The organism is Cupriavidus sp. 05T313 (genome assembly GCF_056396665.1).
On the sequence record NZ_JBFTLX010000191.1, the window covers coordinates 1 to 16,830 of the forward strand.

Consider the following 16,830-nt stretch of genomic DNA (forward strand, 5'->3'; position numbering starts at 1 on the left):
GGCGTGGACTATGCCTACACCATGGTGCACAAGGCAGCGCAGCGCACGGCCACGACGCACGAATCCCTCGCGCCGGTGCCGGCTCGCTGACAGGCCGGCAGGCGTGGCCTGAAACAACGGGAACGTCTAACAGCACACCCAGGACGGCTGCTGGCAGAAGCAAGGAGTGCAAAGAGAGAGCCCCTGTCAACGAGGGGCTCTTGCTATCAAAGGCTGCACGGTGCGATAGGCACACAGACAGGCACACAGATGGGCACACATCCTCAGGCGCCCATGCCTACCCAATCATGCTCAATAATGGGTGGCCAGTCACCGCGTTGCGCCACTCTCCGTGCAGGCTCCATCGGAGAACACGTCGCGGCGATCCATCACCCGGGCGCCGTCCCCATAGGGATCCCGAGGTCCCATGGTATTTGCACCATCCGTGTATTTGTCCCGCGGACCCACACCCCCGTAGGCCACGGCCGAGCCGAGGGCCGCGCTGGCCACTGCGAGCAAGATAACTGTCTTTAGCATGCTGCACCTCCTGTTGGTGGTTGTTCCTGTGCGAGCGAGCCGCCTCCAAAGGATAGGCCCGCAGCAGGCCTGCAAACGCGGCGTTTGCGCATTGCAGCAGACAGTTTTGTTATCCGGCTTATGACGAGCGGCTATATGGGCTGTCATCGCGGTTCTGGGTGCGGATTTCCGGAAATTTGCACGCAACCGATCCCGGTCTCCGCGCCGACCGTGACCCTGGTTCCAGTCACCTTGTGTAAAGTGAAAGTTGGAGTTGCGACGGTTGCAACTTAGCGATGTTTCATCTGTGAGGGGGCGTATGCAATCCAAGGAACACTGGGAGCGGGTCTACACGGCGAAGGGGCCGACCAGCGTGAGCTGGTTCCAGGAGCATGCTCGCCAGTCCGTCGAACTGATCCGGCAAACGGGTGTGGCGCCGGACGCGGCGATGATCGATGTGGGCGGGGGCGCCTCCACGTTGGTCGATGACCTGGTCGGCGAGGGCTATACGAACCTCACCGTACTGGACCTGTCTGACGCCGCGCTGTCGGCGGCCAAGGCCCGCCTGGGTGAGCGTGCAAATCGTGTCTCGTGGCTGGTTGGCGACGTTACGCAACTGGAGCTTTCCATCCACGCCTACGACGTCTGGCACGACAGGGCGGTCTTTCACTTTCTGACCACGCTTGAGGAGCGTGAAGCCTACGTCCGGGCCGTGTTGCGCGCAGTCAAGCCCGGGGGCAGCGTCATCGTCGCGACCTTCGCGGAGGACGGGCCAGAGCAGTGCAGCGGTCTTCCTGTCATGCGCTACAGCGCTGACGCGCTACATGCCGAGTTTGGTGCGCCATTCACGCTGCTCCGGCAGGAGCGTGAGGAGCACCACACGCCGTTCGGGACGGTTCAGAAGTTCATCTACTGCCTGTGCCGCAAGGAACCGTGCTGAGCGGTCCAGGCGTCCGGCGGCGTGGTAACAACGCATCAATGCGACGGCCCGACCCGCGCGGACATCCAGCAACCCCTTGCCGCCTCAGGCAGGCTTGCGATAAACGACGAATCCGGATTTCTCCGCGACCTTGTCGTAGAGTTTCATCGCCGTCGTATTGGTTTCGTGCGTCTGCCAGTAGACTCGCCTGGCGCCGGCGGCCTCCGCGCGCTGGTAGACCGCTTCGATCAGCGCGCGGCCCACGCCAGCGCCGCGCGCCGCCTCGGTGGTGAAGAGGTCTTGCAGGTAGCAGCTCGGGCCGATCTGGATGGTGCTGCGATGAAAGRGGTAATGCACCAGCCCGAGCAACTGCCCGGAGCGCTCCGCCACCAGGGCGTGCATGGGCTCGTAGGCATCGAAGAAACGCGACCAGGTCATGCGGGTGATCTCGGCCGGCAGCGCTGTTTCGTCCTTGCGGCCATAGAAGGCGTTGTAGCCATCCCATAGCACCTTCCATGCTTCGAAATCGCCTGGCTCGGCTGGGCGGATCAGGATCGGGTCGGTCACGGTGTCATCCTCGGGTTCGATATACGGGCTTGAAGGCGGGCACCCTTGCGCCGCCAGCCTGCATTGTGGCCGGGGACGGCCGTCCGGGGCAAGCCATGCCAGGCCGGACTAAGCCCGGCTGCTCGACGTGGGCGGTGTATACCGGGCCTTGCCGCCACGCTTGGCTTCGTAGAGCGCCATGTCGGCGCGCATGAAGAGCTCGTTCGTGGTCTGGCCGTCATCGGGGTAATGAATGGCAATGCCCACGCTGGCCGTCGCCACGATGGTATGGCCTTCGATGAAATGCGCGCGCGTTGCCGCTTGCACGATGGCCTGGGCGATGCGTTCCAGCGTCGCCGTACTGAACGCCTCGTCCAGCACGATGCCGAATTCGTCGCCGCCGATCCGGGCCACCGCATCGCCCGTGCGCACGCACGCGGTCAGGCGCTCGCCGAACGCAGCCAGCAACCGGTCGCCAACGGCATGGCCATAGGTGTCGTTGATGGCCTTGAAATCGTCGACATCCACCAGCAGGAGCGCTGCGTTGATGTGGTCGGCGCTGGCGCGGGTCATGGCCTCGGCCATGCGGCGGTCGAAACCCTTGCGGTTGAGCAGGCCAGTCAGGTGATCCGTCAGCGTCTGCGCTTCCAGGCTGCGCAATTTCTGGCGCTCGATGGTCACGTTCCGCGCGAACATATACAGTCCCTGGACCGTGTCCTGGCCGTCATTCCATGCAGGCTGGTACGTGACTTCCACATACTCGGCGCCGTCCTTGCCTTCGAGGCTGAAGGTGACCGACGTGCCCTGGTAGGCCTGCTCCAGGTAAGGTTTCGATGCCATATAGGCCGGGGTGCCCCACAGCTCGCGCACCGTCAGGCCGACGATCTGCCGCACCGGCAGGCCAAACCGCTGCGCATAGGCCTCGTTGACGAAGATGTAGCGCTCGTTCATGTCGATGAACGAGATGAAGTCGGGCACGTGGTTGGCAATGGCCTCGATGCGCTTCTCGCTCTCGGCGGCACGATCCTTGGCGGCGGAGAGCGCGGCCTCGCGTTCGGATAGCTGCCGCATGACCGCGCCGAACGTGGTGGCCAGTTCGCCGATCTCGTCGTTGCGGCTGGTGGGCAGCGAGGCCAGTGCGGCCGGATCCTTGGGCACCTCGCTCACCACGCGGTGCAGCAGCTCCAGGGGCGCCAGCATGCGCCGTATTACGACCCACATCATCAGGGCGGCCATCACGAGGGAGAGTCCCGCGGCCATGATCGTCTTGCGGCGGGCCTCGATGATGGGCGCGTAGGCTTCGCTGGCAGGCAGGACGGACACCACCTCCCAGCCATTGGATTCGAGCAGGTAACGCGCCACGACAGGTTGGGTCGGGCTGAGGACTTCCCAGTCGGAACGCGGTGCTTCAAGGCCGCAGGCCTCGCCGAGCGCCTTGGCCGGGGTCATCACCTTCGACGGGTCCGGGTGCATCGCGTAACGCGGGTTGGCGCCGGTGGAAACCAGGCAATAGCTCCCGGTCAGGCCAACCCGGCTGTGCGCCAGCTGGCCGAGGAAGTTGCTTTCCGTGAAATTCAACGCCCCGCCAACCACCGCGAGCAACTTCCCGTCCGGGCCGAGCAAGGGGACAGCCAGCACGACGCCGGGCGAATCGCTCATCCGCCCGCGCAGCAGGTCGGACACGGCAAACTCCGAACCGCGGACGACTTCCCGGAAATAGTCGCGGTCCGAAAGGTGGATGCGTTGCCCGGCGGGAACGGCGGTGCTGAACGCCATGTTCCCGTCGGGCCACGCCAGGAACACGGCATTGAGGGTTTCCGGGATGGAGACGGCCTGGGCAGCGAAGTGCTTCATCTCCGCGGGCGAGCGCCCCAGCATGGGCGCCAGCTGGCGAGCCAGGCGGCGCAAGGCGTTAGCCCGCGACTCGAACTTTTCATCGAGCTGTTCGGCGACGAGCTTGACCAACGTCTCTTGCTGCGCCTGCCGCAATGCCTTGAGGCTCTGGAACGCGTAATACTGGGCGAACAGCGCACGCGCCAGGATGATGAACGTCACCACGACTGCGGTAGCCAAGGCCACCCGGTACTTTAGGGAGTGCCGCATGAGTATCTTATTATTGGAGTTTTCGGATTAGCCCGATTGCCGGCACTTTCCGTTCCGGCTGCCCGTCCTCCACCGCAGGCTACTGACCCGGTTCGTAGGTTAGCAGAAGCGGGGTATTAATCCCGCGTTGCCGACAGGGATGCTCGGACTTACGTGCCTTGTCGGTGGCTTTCGCCGGCGTAAGTGGCCTTCGGAGGCTAAAATGCGGCATTCCCCCAACAGTCACCAGCCCGGCCGCAGCCCGCCAGCAGGAAATCCTCCCCCAATGACCCTCGATCCCGTACTCCATTTCCTGCATATCGCCGGCGTCACGCTGTGGGTGGGCGGCATGTTCTTCGCCTATGTCTGCCTGCGCCCGGCCGCGGGCACCTTGCTCGAGCCGCCGCAGCGGTTGCGCCTGTGGCGTGCGGTATTCGCACGCTTCCTGGCCTGGGTCTGGGTGGCGGTCGCGCTGATCGCCATCAGCGGCATATCCATGCTTGCCGGGGTCGGGTTCGCCGCGGCGCCCAGGCACTGGCATGCCATGTCCGGCATTGGGCTGGTCATGATCGCGATCTTTGCCTATGTGTACTTTGGCCCGTATGGCGCACTCCGCCGCGCCGTCGACGCGCAGGACTGGAAAGCCGGCGGCGCCGCGCTGGGTCGCATCCGGCAGGCCGTGGGCCTGAACCTGCTGCTCGGCGCGCTAACCATCGCGGTGGCAACGCTGGGCCGGCTGCTCGCCTGATTTCGCGCGGGGTCGCCTTCCGGGCGCCCCGGTCCCGGGCGCGGTGGCCAACCTGCCTTGCGGCATGATCCCGGACTAACGCGCGGGGCCAGCGGACCCGCCCCGGAGGCAACGGCTCAAGCGGCTTCCATCACCGCCTCGACCCGGTTCCTGCCCGCGCTCTTGGCGCGGTAGAGTGCCAGGTCGGCACGGCCAATGGCGCCATCGAGGCGCGTTTCCGTCTTATCCAGGCAGGCCACGCCGATGCTGATGGTGAGCTCGGCAATAGGCCTGCCGAAAAACCGGGCGGACATCGACCTCAGGCGCTCGGCCAGGGCCAGCGCGCCGTCCATGCCGGTACGCGGCAGCAACACCAGGAACTCCTCGCCGCCGAAGCGGCCGGGATAGGCATGGGCCGGCAACTCGCGCTTGAGCATGGCCGAAAACTCCTTCAGCACCCGGTCGCCTTCGGCATGTCCCAGGCTGTCGTTGACGCGCTTGAAGTGGTCCAGGTCGATCAGCAGCAAGGCCATCTCTCCGCCATCCACCTGCATCCGGTCCAGCTCACGCTGGCCGGCATCGTACAGCGCGCGGCGATTGAGCAACTGCGTCAGTGGATCGGTCCTGGAGAGGATGTCGAGTTCCACATGCAGCCGCCGCGTGATCACCAGCATGAAGGCGACCGACAACGCCAGGACCATGAACGTGTTGGCGCTGAGATAGAGGATCTGGACGATGTCGCCGGGGGCGAAGAGCGTCTGCTCGGCCAGGCCGGCGAACAGGCTGGTCGCGAATCGCACCATCACCACCAGCGTCTGGGCGGCCATCAGGCCGCCAAAGAAGTAGGTACTGAAATGCCGCTCGCCATGGCGCAGGATCAGGACACACTGCATCGCGTAGAAGATCGACACGAAGAAAGTCGCGATGACCACCCGGGCCACATAATTCGGGGCCGCAAGCGCGAACCAGGCCAGCAGCAGGGTCGCCACCGCCGTGAGCCCGGCCGCGAGGCTGCGCGTTTGCGGCCGACCGTAGAACGCCTGTATCGCCAGCGTCCACAGGCCAACGGCGCCGAGCAACAGCGCGTTGCCCACCACGATCGAGAGCCAGTCCGGGACGATACCCCGCAACCAGAACAGCACCGGTGTGACGACCAGGATCAGCGAGCCTGCCACCCAGTACCCGATCCCCTTGATGGTCCGCGGAAAACTGTAGTAGGCCGATAGCAGGACAACCGACATCAGGGCCGACATGACCGATGAAAGGAAGACCGTCGTTCTCAGATCGATCTGGGGCATTGGCAGCGCGCATGGTCCGTCAGTGACGATCGGTAATCCTACCAAAGACTGACGGCCGGAGGTTGGGGGTCAACCCTGCCCATGTTCATGTCCATGCCAAATGCCGCCATGGCCCCGATGCTCAGGCCGGCTTGCTTACCATCAGCCAGTACACCACCAGCAGGCCGCCGAAGGCCGGAAAGCCCAGCGCTACCCAGATCCGCTCATATAACCAGTAGCGCGCCGCAAGCGCGCGGGTGTCCGCCGCGCCGTGCGATGCCAGCGCGGCCTGCCCGGCCATATCGCGCATCCGCCATTGCAGCCACAGCACCGGCAGCCAGCAAGCACCCGCGAGCGCATAGAGCGACAGGGAAATCCACAACCAGGAGGCCGATGGCGCGTATCCCGCCGCGTGCATCATGTAAAGCCCGCTCAACGGCTGGAAGACCACCGCGGGCGCGGTGATCCAGGTGTCGGCGCGCACCACCCAGCGAGTCACCACGGCCATGGCCTGCACATTGCGGCTGCGATTGACAAAGAACATATAGAAGGCGGTGCCAAAGCCCGTGCCAAACATAAAGGTGGCGGACAAGATGTGCAGCCACTTGACGATCAGGTAGGTCATGCTTGCTCCTCGGTCTGCGCATCGGGGTCTATCTGGGGGAAGAAAACGAACCAGGCCAGCATCGGCAGGTTCTTCAGGACCGGCCCGAAGGGATGAGCCCACCACGCCGGCACCAGCCAGGTGATCAGCGCGGTATAGCCAAGCACCAGCGCCAGTTGCGCCGCCCACACGGCGCGCGTGGGCCGCCACAGCACCAGCAAACCTAGCGCCAGGTCCAGGCCGGCGCCGAACCAGACAAGCGGCAAGCGCCAGCCGGGCGGCAGGCCCGCATCGCGCAGCAAGGCCGCGCCGGCCGCCGGATCCGCGAAGCAGGCATAGGCGGTGCCCAGCCAGACAGCGGCAATGGCGAGCCTGGCGAGGCGCAAGTACCAGTACAGCAAGGAGGGCAGCCGCTCGGCGGGTGAGGCAAAGGTGGCCGGCGCGCGCAAGGGCCGCCCGGCCAGCGCGGCGGCAGCGCGCGGGCTGGCGCTGTTGTCGGTGCGCAGCATGAGCAGGCTGTCGCGGTCGACAAGGCCGCCCGGAAGTCTCGCCAGGCCCGCCGCGCACAGGCCAGCGAGCCAGCCCGGCACGCGCAGCCACCGTGCCGGGCGCAGGCCCATGCCGGCCCTGAGAGCGCCAAGCCAGCCGGCAACCCCGAGCCGGGCGGGGCCGACCGCTGGCACGGTGCGCCGGCCCGCGCAGTTCCCGCCGAGCGCATTGGCCAGCAGCGCCACCAGGTCGTCGATATGGATGGGCTGTACATGCCCGGCACCCGCCGGCACCGGCAGCACGGGAAGTGCCGCCAGCCGCCGGAACAAAGTGGCGCTGCGGCCCGATGGCGCATATACCAGCGACGGCTGCACGATCAACCAGTCCAGCTTGCTGCCCCGCAAGGCATGGTCGGCCATGCCCTTGCTGCGCCAGTAAGCGGTAGCGGCATCGCGAGCCGCGCCGAGCGCGGAAAGCTGGACCATGCGGCGCACGCCAGCCTGCTCGCAAGCCAGCATCAGCGCGCGCGGCATATCCACGTGCAGTGCCTGGAAGYGTTGCCGCCCGCTTTCCCGGAAGATCCCTGCCGCATTGAGGACGGCATCGACGCCGTGCAAGGCAGCGCGCCAATGCGCCGGCGTGGTCCAGGCAGTCAGGTCGCCCGCGATGCAGTGCAGCCGGGGATGGCGCGCAAGCGCACCGGGCCGCCGCGCCAGCGCCACCACGTGATGCCCTTGGGCCAGCAAACGGATCACCAAAACCGATCCCACCAGCCCGCTAGCCCCCGCCACCAAAATCCGCATCGTGTCACCTGTTGTTTCTGTAATTTCTGTGTAAACAGAAATTACAGAACGAGTGACCGGAAGTCAAGGGATGCCGCGTGGGGGGGGCGGCATCCCGGCAGTATGAGCGGAAAGGGTGACTCGAAGGGAGGGCGGCCTTGCCGCTCCGCGCGCGTAAGGCGACTCAGCCCGTCCGCGATTCCTTGGTGGGGGAGCGCCGCGCATTGCGGCGCTTGAGCGTATCGCTTGCCACGGACTCCGACAAGAACTGCCACAAAGTGCGAACCCGGATAATCCCGTCCCCCGGGCCATCATGCGTCAGGCGCTTTGCGACTTCCTCCAGCTTGCCAAACATCTCCGGGCGAAGCTGCGTGCGCAGCGCATCGACTTGCGCCGCCGGCACCACTACCTCGTCGCGGTTGCCAAACCAGCGGCGCTCGGCGAGGAACAGCAGCGCGGCCAGTATCGCCGCACCGATCCCCACGTTCTCAAAGCCGGACAACTGGAAGCTACCGGCCGCGAAACACAGCACGGCCACCACGGCCATCAGCACGAAGGCGGCCCGCAGCAGGACGAAGGACCGAGGGTGCGAAACCATGCGCGCCAGATCACGCACCGCGGCGATTTCGTCCTGCTCCAGGATGTTGAGGACGTTGGTAGTCGAAACTTTCATTGTTCTATCAGCTATTGTTTCGTTGCTATCGGCCGTTCGGGCACCGCCCTCGGCACGGCTTTGCCGGGCCTGTATCCAGCGAAAAAACGGCAGTGTATACGTATGCCGGTTAAGGCGCTTGCATTGCGGCTTTCGGCAGGATCTGGCTGCAGCGAGGCAATTGAGTGGGAATAAGCCGATGTTAGGCCCTGGCGGCGCACTGTCAATGCGCCGTTTGACCTAGCCTGTCATCCTTCGGGGCTAGAGGCGGGCGCGCTGTCGCCAGGCGGTCAGCGGTGGCATGGCGGCCAGGCTGTCGTTCCGGCGCGGTGCGGAAAACAGGGCAGATACAAGGAACGATCCGTGTCCGCCCGAGGTGGCATGAACGGCGCTCCAGCCTCGGACTGTGCACTGCCCACGGCGCTGGAGTCAAAATCCTGTCACAACCCAACGCCGGGTACCCTCGGCACCTGAAGCGTCCTGAAATTGAAATGCGGCTCACCGAAGGTTTCCAGCAAGCGGATGATTTCTCGCGTGGAGTCCGTGCGCGTTGTGCGGACCTCGCTGAGCCTCCGGGGAGCGGCGCCGCCACCAACAATATAGTGTCGCCTGACCGTCAGCACCGCCTCGCTGGGCGTCGAGACCAGGACCGGGGGTGCGTCCTCATCCTTATAGCTGCCATATGTCCAGCCCGACGGCGTCAGGTGCGCCTCGACCCAGGCCTCCCGCGCTCCGAATGCTGTAGCCCCGGCCTCCATATGCTTCTCGGTTAAATCCAGCATCCGCCTCTGCCCTTCGAGTTTGCGTCAGTTATCTCCAACGCGCGCCCACGCAAAAAATCGTGCATTGGCCAGCGCGGATGGACAGATGCCTGACCCGTGATGAATCACCGGTGAATTCTGATTTCGACAGCGCCGCACCGGTACCCTGCCTTGGTAGGAATCACTCGCGCAGGCTTGCCGAATCGACCATCCGCGGACACTTCGGGCGGCCTGGACGCCGTGCATTCCCCACCTAAGCGTGGGGCCTACCTAAGCGGGGTAACAGCGGGTACCGCGCGCCTCAATAATCCAGATCAGCAAGCGTGACCCCTTGCTAATTCCCGATAGGGTGTAGGCACTCCCCGCGCCTACACCCTTTTTTTTTATGGTGCTTCCGACTTTCGTGAGGTACCGCATGCGTGTGCAAGTGGCCGCAAGCAAAGCGCTGGCTCTATCGGTAATTGCCCGCTTTACGCGATCGCCTTCACGCACGGAATTGAGTCAGCATGGCAGTCCTCGCGGCTACGCGCTTTCCCTCCCTTGTGGGGGTACCGGAATATTCGTATTGCCGGATTTTCCGAACATGCAAAGGGATGGCGGAAGAATCCGCCGCAACGCAAGAAATCTCTTCGCGCCCGCAAAGAAGATTCCGGACAACGCAGCAAATATGCAATGAAAAGCCGAAGCGAAAAAAGCGAACCAAAACCCCAGGAAATGACGGAATTTTCCACTATGAAAACAAGCTGAATTCTTCTGCATCACCGCTTCTGATGACATCCCTCCCTTTGTCGGGTCCACTCTTCAGTGGGGATAGAAAACAGGGCAAAAACGCCCGCGCCGCCTTGAAGAGCGACCCCCATGAGCCATACACTTCGCCGGGCTCAACGCTGTGATGCAGTGCAAGGAAATAGCGCACGCATCACAAAGTCATCGCCGCAAAGTTCATCTCCGCCCGGCACGCCCAGGTAGTGGAAAGGCACCGACGTGTGCCATGTTGGATAAGCGGCTTCGTCGCAGCAATCCCCGGCCAGGAGACGGGCGGGAGTGCGGACCTTTCGGGTTTCAAGGGAATTATCAAGACGTGTTCAAGCTTTCAAGCCTTCTGTCTTACCGTAGAGCGGTACTGTTGCTGGGGATGATTCCGTTGCTGGCATCCTGCGCATTGGYGCCGGGGATGCGCTTCGATCCGCAGCGCCCGCTTGATCCGGAAGATCCGAATACCGTACCCAAAGTCACCCCCATCACCCCCGCCCTGGTGCGCGCGATGAAAGCCGCCGCCACGCCGGCCAACGCAGATGTAAGCGAACTGTTTGGCACGCCGGAGCCCTATACGGCAGGCGTTGGCGACATCCTCTCCATCGTCGTGTGGGACCACCCCGAACTCGTGTTCCCCACCCAGACCTACTCCATCGGATCCGCGTACGAGATTCCCAACTATAGTGGCGCAGCCAACGTACCGGGATACGTGGTCAGCCCCGCCGGCACCATCCAGTTTCCGTACGCAGGCGTACTCACTGTTCTCGGCAGAACGCCGGACCAGATCCGTGGCGAGCTCAGCAAGCAATTGAAGGGCGTCGTCAACATGCCCCAGGTGACCGTGCGCGTGCTCGCCTTCCGCAGCAAGCGCGTGTACCTGGATGGCGAAGTGAAGACCCCCGGCCCGCAGAACATCGACGACGTGCCGATGACGCTGGTTGAAGCACTCAATCGCGCCGGCGGCGTCAATGTCACCACCGGCGACAACAGCCGCATTCGCATTGCCCGTAGCGGCAAGAACTACTTTGTCAATCTGCCCGCGCTACTGCAACAAGGCATCGACCCCGCACGCGTCATGCTGCGCAATGGCGACATCGTGCGTGTGGAACAGCGCGAAGACAGCAAGGTGTTTGTCACCGGCGAAGTGGTGCGGCCATCGACGATTCTGCCGCGCAATGGCCGCCTCACGCTGAATGAAGCGATTGGCGAAGCCGGCGGCGTCAATCCCGTTTCCGCCGATGCGAAGGAACTCTATGTGATTCGCAAGAACGTGGACGGCGAAGCTGAAGTCTTCCACCTTGACGGAAAGTCGCCCGTGTCGCTGGCGCTGGCGGAATCGTTCGAACTGAAACCCAAGGACGTCGTGTATGTCGACGCAGCCGGGGTAGTCCGCTGGAGCCGCGTGATCAACCAGTTGCTCCCGAGCGGCAACTTCTTCAACTCCACCGCGAACACGATCAAATGATCAAGACCGTGCTCGTAGTGTGCATAGGCAACATTTGCCGCAGTCCGATGGCGGAAGCGCTGCTTAAGCAAGCGCTGCCCGAGGCGAATGTCGTGTCGGCCGGGTTGGGCGCGCTGGTTGGCCAACCGGCCGATCCGCACGCGGTTGCATTGATGAGTGGCCTGGGCCTGGACATTACCGGCCACCGTGCGCGCCAGCTCAATCGCGCAATCGCCACGCAAGCCGATTTGATCCTGGTGATGGACAACCCGCAAAAGCAGGAGATCCAGCGACAGTATCCGGCGACGACGGGGCGGGTATTCCGGCTTGGCGAACTTGCCAGGTTCGATGTGCCGGACCCATATCGCGAGGCGCTCCCCGCCTTTGAGAACGCGCTGCAGTTGATCCAGCGTGGCGTGGAAGTTTGGGTGCCGCGCATCCAGGCGCTCCGTTAACAGCATTCGCAGTTGAGCTTATGAATCAGAATCCTCCCCCTGTTGCTGTTGCCGGACCGCCGGAAGACGAAATCGATCTCGTTCGGTATCTGGACGTGTTGATCGCCAGCCGCTGGCTGATCGTGACGATTGCCGCCGTGGTGCTTGCGCTTGGTGTTGCGTATGCATTTTTGGCCCGACCGGTGTACCAGGCAGATATTCTGGTCCAGGTCGAAGACAACCCGAACAGCGCAAAGAGCCTGTTGGGCGACGTGTCCAGTCTGTTTGATGTGAAGGCGGAGGCGACCGCGGAGATCGAGATTCTTCGCTCGCGCATGGTGGTTGGAAAGGCCGTGGACAACCTGCACCTCTACATATCCGCCAAGCCGAAATACCTGCCATTTGTCGGGGCGTGGATTGCCAGCCGCGCGAAAGGACTATCCGAACCGGGTTTGCTGGGCTTTGGCGGCTATGCGTGGGCAAAAGAGTCGATTAGCGTCGATCGCTTCGATGTGCCGGATTCCCTGGAAGGGGAGAAGTTCAACCTGGTGGCGCTGGGCGAGGGCCGCTACCGGCTCGAGCAAGACAGCCTGGACCAGCCGTTGGAGGGCCGAGTAGGGGAGTTGCTGCAGGCGGAACAGAATGCAGGACGTTTCTCCCTCCTGGTGACCGACCTCAAGGCCAAGCCCGGCATCATCTTCAATCTGGTACGTGCGTCGCGATTGCAGACGCTGGAGAAGCTCCAGGATCAACTCAAGATTGCCGAGAAAGGTAAGCAGAGTGGCATCATCGGCGCCTCGCTGGATGGCACCAACCCGAAGCTTACCGCCAGCATTCTTAATGATATCGGCGACGAATATGTCGCTCAGAACATCAAGCGCAAAGCCGCCGAGGCAGAGAAGTCCCTGGTCTTTCTCGGTGACCTGCTCCCTCAGCTCAAGACTGAGCTTGAGCGCGCTGAAGTCAGGTACAACGAGATGCGCAACAAGCGCAATACGTTCAACCTGAGCGAAGAAGGAAAAGCATTCCTGCAGGAGAGCGTGACTGCCGAAACGAGCCTGCTTGAGTTGAAGCAGAAACGTACTGAACTGCTGACTCGGTTTACCGCGACCCATCCGAGCATTCAGGCACTGGATCAGCAGATTGCCACCTTAAGCGCAAAAGTGGGTGGCATGGCAGCTCGTATGAAGACGTTCCCCAACGTGGAGCAGGACACTCTGCGCCTCATGCGTGATGTGCAGGTCAACAACGACCTTTATGTGGGGCTGCTCAACAATATGCAGCAACTCAAGCTGGTCAAGGCCGGCAAGGTCGGCAACGTACGGTTGCTGGACAATGCGCCCGTTCCGGAAGAACCCATCAAGCCCAAGAAGAGCCTGACCATCGCGCTCGCCGGCATTGTTGGCCTGCTGCTGGGCGTGGTTGCTGCTTTCGTGCGTAACGCACTCTATGGCGGTATCACCGACTCGCAGGATATCGAGCAACATAGCGGCCTTAACGTCTACGCGACAGTACCGTTGGCGCAGCAGCAAGCGATACTCAGTGAAGAGATCCGTCTTCGTAAACGCGGCAAGTTCCTACTGGCGGATCGCTACCCCAATGACCCATCCATTGAAAGCCTGCGTAGCCTGCGTACCGCGTTGCAGTTTGCAATGCTAGATGCGGACAACAATCGCGTGTTGCTGACCGGCCCTACACCGGGGGTTGGGAAGTCCTTCATCTCTGCAAACCTGGCACTGGTGATGGCTTCCGGCGGGAAGCGCGTGCTACTGGTCGATGCGGACATGCGGAAAGGCTATCTCAATCAGTACTTCGGGCAAGAGCGGCAGCGTGGCCTCTCCGATGTGCTTGTGGGAAGAATCGGTTTCGATGAAGCCGTACACCGCAACGTCTTTGAGAACCTGGATTCTCGTTTTGAGAAGACAACCATAGGCGAAATATCAGAATCAACCAAGCAACTTCGGCAATCAAACGCCGATGTAAATGGTGTCGTGTTTAATGGTTTGGACGCAAGCGCATATCGTTACGGATACGGATCGAAGTATGGTAGATATCGATATGCTTACTACGGCTATGCTAGCGAAATTGAAAAAGCAAGAAGTTAGAATTAATTAAAATAAAATATATATATAGAGGGTTGAATATGGAGTGGGTGGTAGGTCAAAAAATCATCGTTAATTGATACCTGTGTTTAATAAATTACATATGATACTTAGCACCCATAAGATCGCCGTTATCGGCCTCGGCTACGTTGGTCTCCCGCTAGCCGTCGAGTTCGGCAAAAAAACGCCAGTCATCGGTTATGACATCAGTACGTCAAGAATTGCGGAGCTAAATTCTGGACAGGACAGAACTATGGAGGTTGACGGTGAAGAACTCCATGAGGCCGACAAGCTGAGCTTTACTGGCAATCCTGATGATCTTAGAGAGTGCACGGTCTTTATCGTCACAGTTCCTACACCGGTTGACGATACGAAGCGTCCAGACCTGACGCCACTGATTAAAGCAAGCGAGGCAGTCGGCCGAATCATGCCGAGTGGTGCAATCGTGATTTATGAATCAACCGTTTATCCAGGCGCGACCGAAGAAGTATGCGTGCCCGTTCTGGAGAAATTTAGCGGCAAGAAATTTAACGTTGACTTCTACTGCGGCTATAGTCCGGAGCGAATCAATCCAGGTGACAAGGAGCGCCGCCTGCCGGGTATCAAGAAGGTGACTAGCGGTAGCACGCCTGAGATAGCGGAAGTAGTTGATCAGTTGTACAGGCAGATTATTAATGCTGGAACCCATAAGGCTAGCAGCATCAAGGTCGCAGAAGCCTCTAAGGTCATTGAGAACACCCAGCGTGACGCTAATATAGCCTTGATCAATGAATTCTCACTGATTTTTCATCGACTCGGTATTGACACTACCGAAGTTTTGGAAGCCGCCGGTACCAAATGGAATTTTCTGCCATTTAGAGCAGGGTTGGTAGGAGGCCACTGCATTGGCGTGGATCCATATTATTTGATTCAGAAGGCTCAGTCCGTTGGCTACTATCCGGATATCCTGCTCGCTTGCCGTCGAATCAACGATGCAATGGGTCAGCACATCGCGTCCGAAGTTGTAAAGCTCATGATCAAAAAGGGCCATGCGATCTCTGGTGCCAGAGTATTGGTTTTGGGTTTTACATTCAAAGAGAATTGCCCAGATTTGAGGAATACCCGTGTAATAGATCTCGTATCTGAATTAAGGGCTTTTGGCGCGCGAGTGGAAGTCTTCGACCCCTGGGCTGATCTTACGGAGGCCAGGAGGGAGTACGGCATCGAGCTCCAGTCTGACTTGCAAGATTCGGAGAAATATGACGCCGTGGTTATAGCTGTTGGCCATGAAGAGTTCAAGACTTTGGGTATCAACGCGCTTCGCGGGCTCCTTAATAACCGCGGTGTCATCTACGACGTGAAGGGAATATTAGCCAAGAGTGACGTAGACGCCAGACTGTGAGGTGTCAGATCGTTAGTGCCCGCATGAACTACGTGGTACTACCCTGCGCAAAGAGTTAGTGGAATTCCGTCGATGGCCGCCAGCCGTGCAATACTAGAGAAATTTAAAATAATTAGATCAAACAAAATTGTTAGATCAGTGACGGTATTGGCCGGCGGCACCAGCCTTGCGCAGGCACTCACGGTGCTTTCATTGCCACTGTTAACAAGGCTATACACGCCAAGCGACTTCAGCGCATTGGCCGTTTACAGCGCCTTGCTTGGAATTATTTCCGTCGCAGCATGCTTGCGGCTGGAGGCGGCGATTCCTCTGGCAGAGTCCGACGAGGATGCSGCAAATTTAGTTGTGCTATCGACAGTCTTTCTGATAGCTATATCGCTAATCACGACCATCATCGTGGTTTTAGGCGGACCGGAATTTGGCGCTTTTTTGAAGAATAAGGAATTAGTCCCGTATCTATGGATGCTTCCAATAGGGATTATGACGACAGGCCTATATAGCATTGTTCAGTTTTGGGCAATAAGAAAGAAGTGGTTTCCTGTAATTGCGAAAACTAAACTGGTGYAATCTATATCGGGAATATCGATTCAATTTATTTTCGGCTTGTTAAAGTCAACTCCATTTGGTCTGATACTTGGCCAAACTATATCGAGCGGCGCGGGGACAACGAGCGTGGGACTCCATCTATGGCGGTCAGATCGGGGCAGCTTTAGAGGGGTTGGGTTGTCGAGAATGCTGACCGTTTTAAAAAGATATAGTAGCTATCCAAAATTCTCAGCATTCGAGGTGTTGGTAAATACGGCGGCAATACAGATTCCGATTATATTAATCGGTGCCGCTGTCGCTAGTAATGAGGTTGGGTACCTTTTGCTTGGTATGAAGGCGATGCAAATACCTGTCAGCCTTGTAGGAGGGGCGGTTTCTCAAGTATATTTGGCCAACGCGATTGCAGAGTATAGAAATAATACCCTGGATATATTCACTGGAAGGATTGTTCAGGGATTAGTAAGAATTGGTGTTGGCCCAATTTTATTTGCGGGAATGGTTGCGGAAAAAGCATTTCCCCTGTTGTTCGGAGATGGTTGGCAGCGCGCAGGATCCCTCGTTGCCTGGATGACCCCGTGGTTCATCGCTCAACTGGTTGCGTCCCCGATCTCTATGGTAATGCACGTCAGGGAAAAACAGCGCGAGATGTTGATCTTGACTACAAGCGGTCTCGTACTGAGGGTCGGATTTGTTGTAGCCGTGCTTAAGCTTTCGCCAAACTATGCATCGGAAGCATATGCGATATCGAGTGCGCTTTTTTACCTCGTATGCTATTTCATATTTTCGAAGACTGCCGGTTTAGGAACAAATGCCAATGCTGCGATAGCGAAGTC

The 16,830-nt window shown here is 60.4% G+C and carries 14 protein-coding genes and 1 pseudogene; 8 read left to right on the plus strand and 7 right to left on the minus strand.

Annotated elements, in window-relative coordinates:
• Window positions 1-90, plus strand: a pseudogene (locus tag AC1DKD_RS30305) (hydrolase); the annotation flags it as partial.
• Between the two features lie 724 nt (window positions 91-814).
• A complete protein-coding gene (locus AC1DKD_RS30310) occupies window positions 815-1,435 on the plus strand; it encodes a class I SAM-dependent methyltransferase (protein WP_441625784.1) in 621 nt (206 codons plus the stop codon).
• An 84-nt stretch (window positions 1,436-1,519) separates the two neighbouring features.
• On the opposite strand, the gene AC1DKD_RS30315 is transcribed toward AC1DKD_RS30310, so the two are convergent.
• Window positions 1,520-1,981, minus strand: coding sequence for an N-acetyltransferase family protein (locus tag AC1DKD_RS30315; RefSeq protein WP_477144076.1), 462 nt, complete (start codon window positions 1,979-1,981; stop codon window positions 1,520-1,522).
• 108 nt (window positions 1,982-2,089) lie between these two features.
• Entirely contained in the window at window positions 2,090-4,063 is a 1,974-nt protein-coding gene (locus AC1DKD_RS30320; RefSeq protein WP_441625780.1) for a sensor domain-containing diguanylate cyclase, read from the minus strand.
• A gap of 265 nt (window positions 4,064-4,328) precedes the next feature.
• On the opposite strand from AC1DKD_RS30320, the gene AC1DKD_RS30325 reads away from it, so the two are divergent.
• Entirely contained in the window at window positions 4,329-4,790 is a 462-nt protein-coding gene (locus AC1DKD_RS30325) for a CopD family protein (RefSeq protein WP_441625778.1), read from the plus strand.
• A gap of 116 nt (window positions 4,791-4,906) precedes the next feature.
• On the opposite strand, the gene AC1DKD_RS30330 is transcribed toward AC1DKD_RS30325, so the two are convergent.
• The 5 genes from AC1DKD_RS30330 to AC1DKD_RS30350 all read right to left on the minus strand — a co-directional run bounded on the left by AC1DKD_RS30330 (window position 4,907) and on the right by AC1DKD_RS30350 (window position 9,355).
• Window positions 4,907-6,067, minus strand: coding sequence for a GGDEF domain-containing protein (locus AC1DKD_RS30330; protein ID WP_441625776.1), 1,161 nt, complete (start codon window positions 6,065-6,067; stop codon window positions 4,907-4,909).
• Between the two features lie 121 nt (window positions 6,068-6,188).
• The gene (locus tag AC1DKD_RS30335; protein WP_441625774.1) at window positions 6,189-6,671 is read right to left on the minus strand and encodes a DUF2269 family protein; all 483 of its coding nucleotides are present in this window, start codon (window positions 6,669-6,671) and stop codon (window positions 6,189-6,191) included.
• Window positions 6,668-7,942 carry an SDR family oxidoreductase gene (locus AC1DKD_RS30340; protein ID WP_477144077.1) on the minus strand — a complete coding sequence of 425 codons (1,275 nt, stop codon included), beginning with the start codon at window positions 7,940-7,942 and terminating at the stop codon, window positions 6,668-6,670. Before AC1DKD_RS30340 ends, AC1DKD_RS30335 begins: the two co-directional genes overlap by 4 nt.
• Before the next feature lie 163 nt (window positions 7,943-8,105).
• Window positions 8,106-8,594, minus strand: a complete 489-nt coding sequence (locus AC1DKD_RS30345) for a hypothetical protein (RefSeq protein ID WP_441625770.1) — start codon at window positions 8,592-8,594, stop codon at window positions 8,106-8,108.
• A gap of 419 nt (window positions 8,595-9,013) precedes the next feature.
• Window positions 9,014-9,355, minus strand: a complete 342-nt coding sequence (locus AC1DKD_RS30350) for a hypothetical protein (RefSeq protein ID WP_441625768.1) — start codon at window positions 9,353-9,355, stop codon at window positions 9,014-9,016.
• Window positions 9,356-10,415: 1,060 nt separating this feature from the next.
• On the opposite strand from AC1DKD_RS30350, the gene AC1DKD_RS30355 reads away from it, so the two are divergent.
• The 5 genes from AC1DKD_RS30355 to AC1DKD_RS30375 form a co-directional block, all read left to right on the plus strand.
• A complete protein-coding gene (locus tag AC1DKD_RS30355; RefSeq protein ID WP_477144080.1) occupies window positions 10,416-11,555 on the plus strand; it encodes a polysaccharide biosynthesis/export family protein in 1,140 nt (379 codons plus the stop codon).
• Window positions 11,552-11,989 (plus strand): low molecular weight protein-tyrosine-phosphatase, encoded by a 438-nt coding sequence (locus tag AC1DKD_RS30360; RefSeq protein WP_441625764.1) that lies wholly within the window; start codon window positions 11,552-11,554, stop codon window positions 11,987-11,989. Before AC1DKD_RS30355 ends, AC1DKD_RS30360 begins: the two co-directional genes overlap by 4 nt.
• Window positions 11,990-12,009: 20 nt before the next feature.
• The gene (locus tag AC1DKD_RS30365) at window positions 12,010-14,073 is read left to right on the plus strand and encodes a GNVR domain-containing protein (protein WP_477144078.1); all 2,064 of its coding nucleotides are present in this window, start codon (window positions 12,010-12,012) and stop codon (window positions 14,071-14,073) included.
• Window positions 14,074-14,173: 100 nt separating this feature from the next.
• Window positions 14,174-15,451: a Vi polysaccharide biosynthesis UDP-N-acetylglucosamine C-6 dehydrogenase TviB gene (gene tviB, locus AC1DKD_RS30370; protein WP_441625760.1), complete on the plus strand. Its 1,278-nt coding sequence runs from the start codon at window positions 14,174-14,176 to the stop codon at window positions 15,449-15,451.
• A gap of 72 nt (window positions 15,452-15,523) precedes the next feature.
• The coding region (locus AC1DKD_RS30375) for a lipopolysaccharide biosynthesis protein (protein ID WP_477144079.1) at window positions 15,524-16,830 on the plus strand (1,307 nt) is incomplete at its 3' end.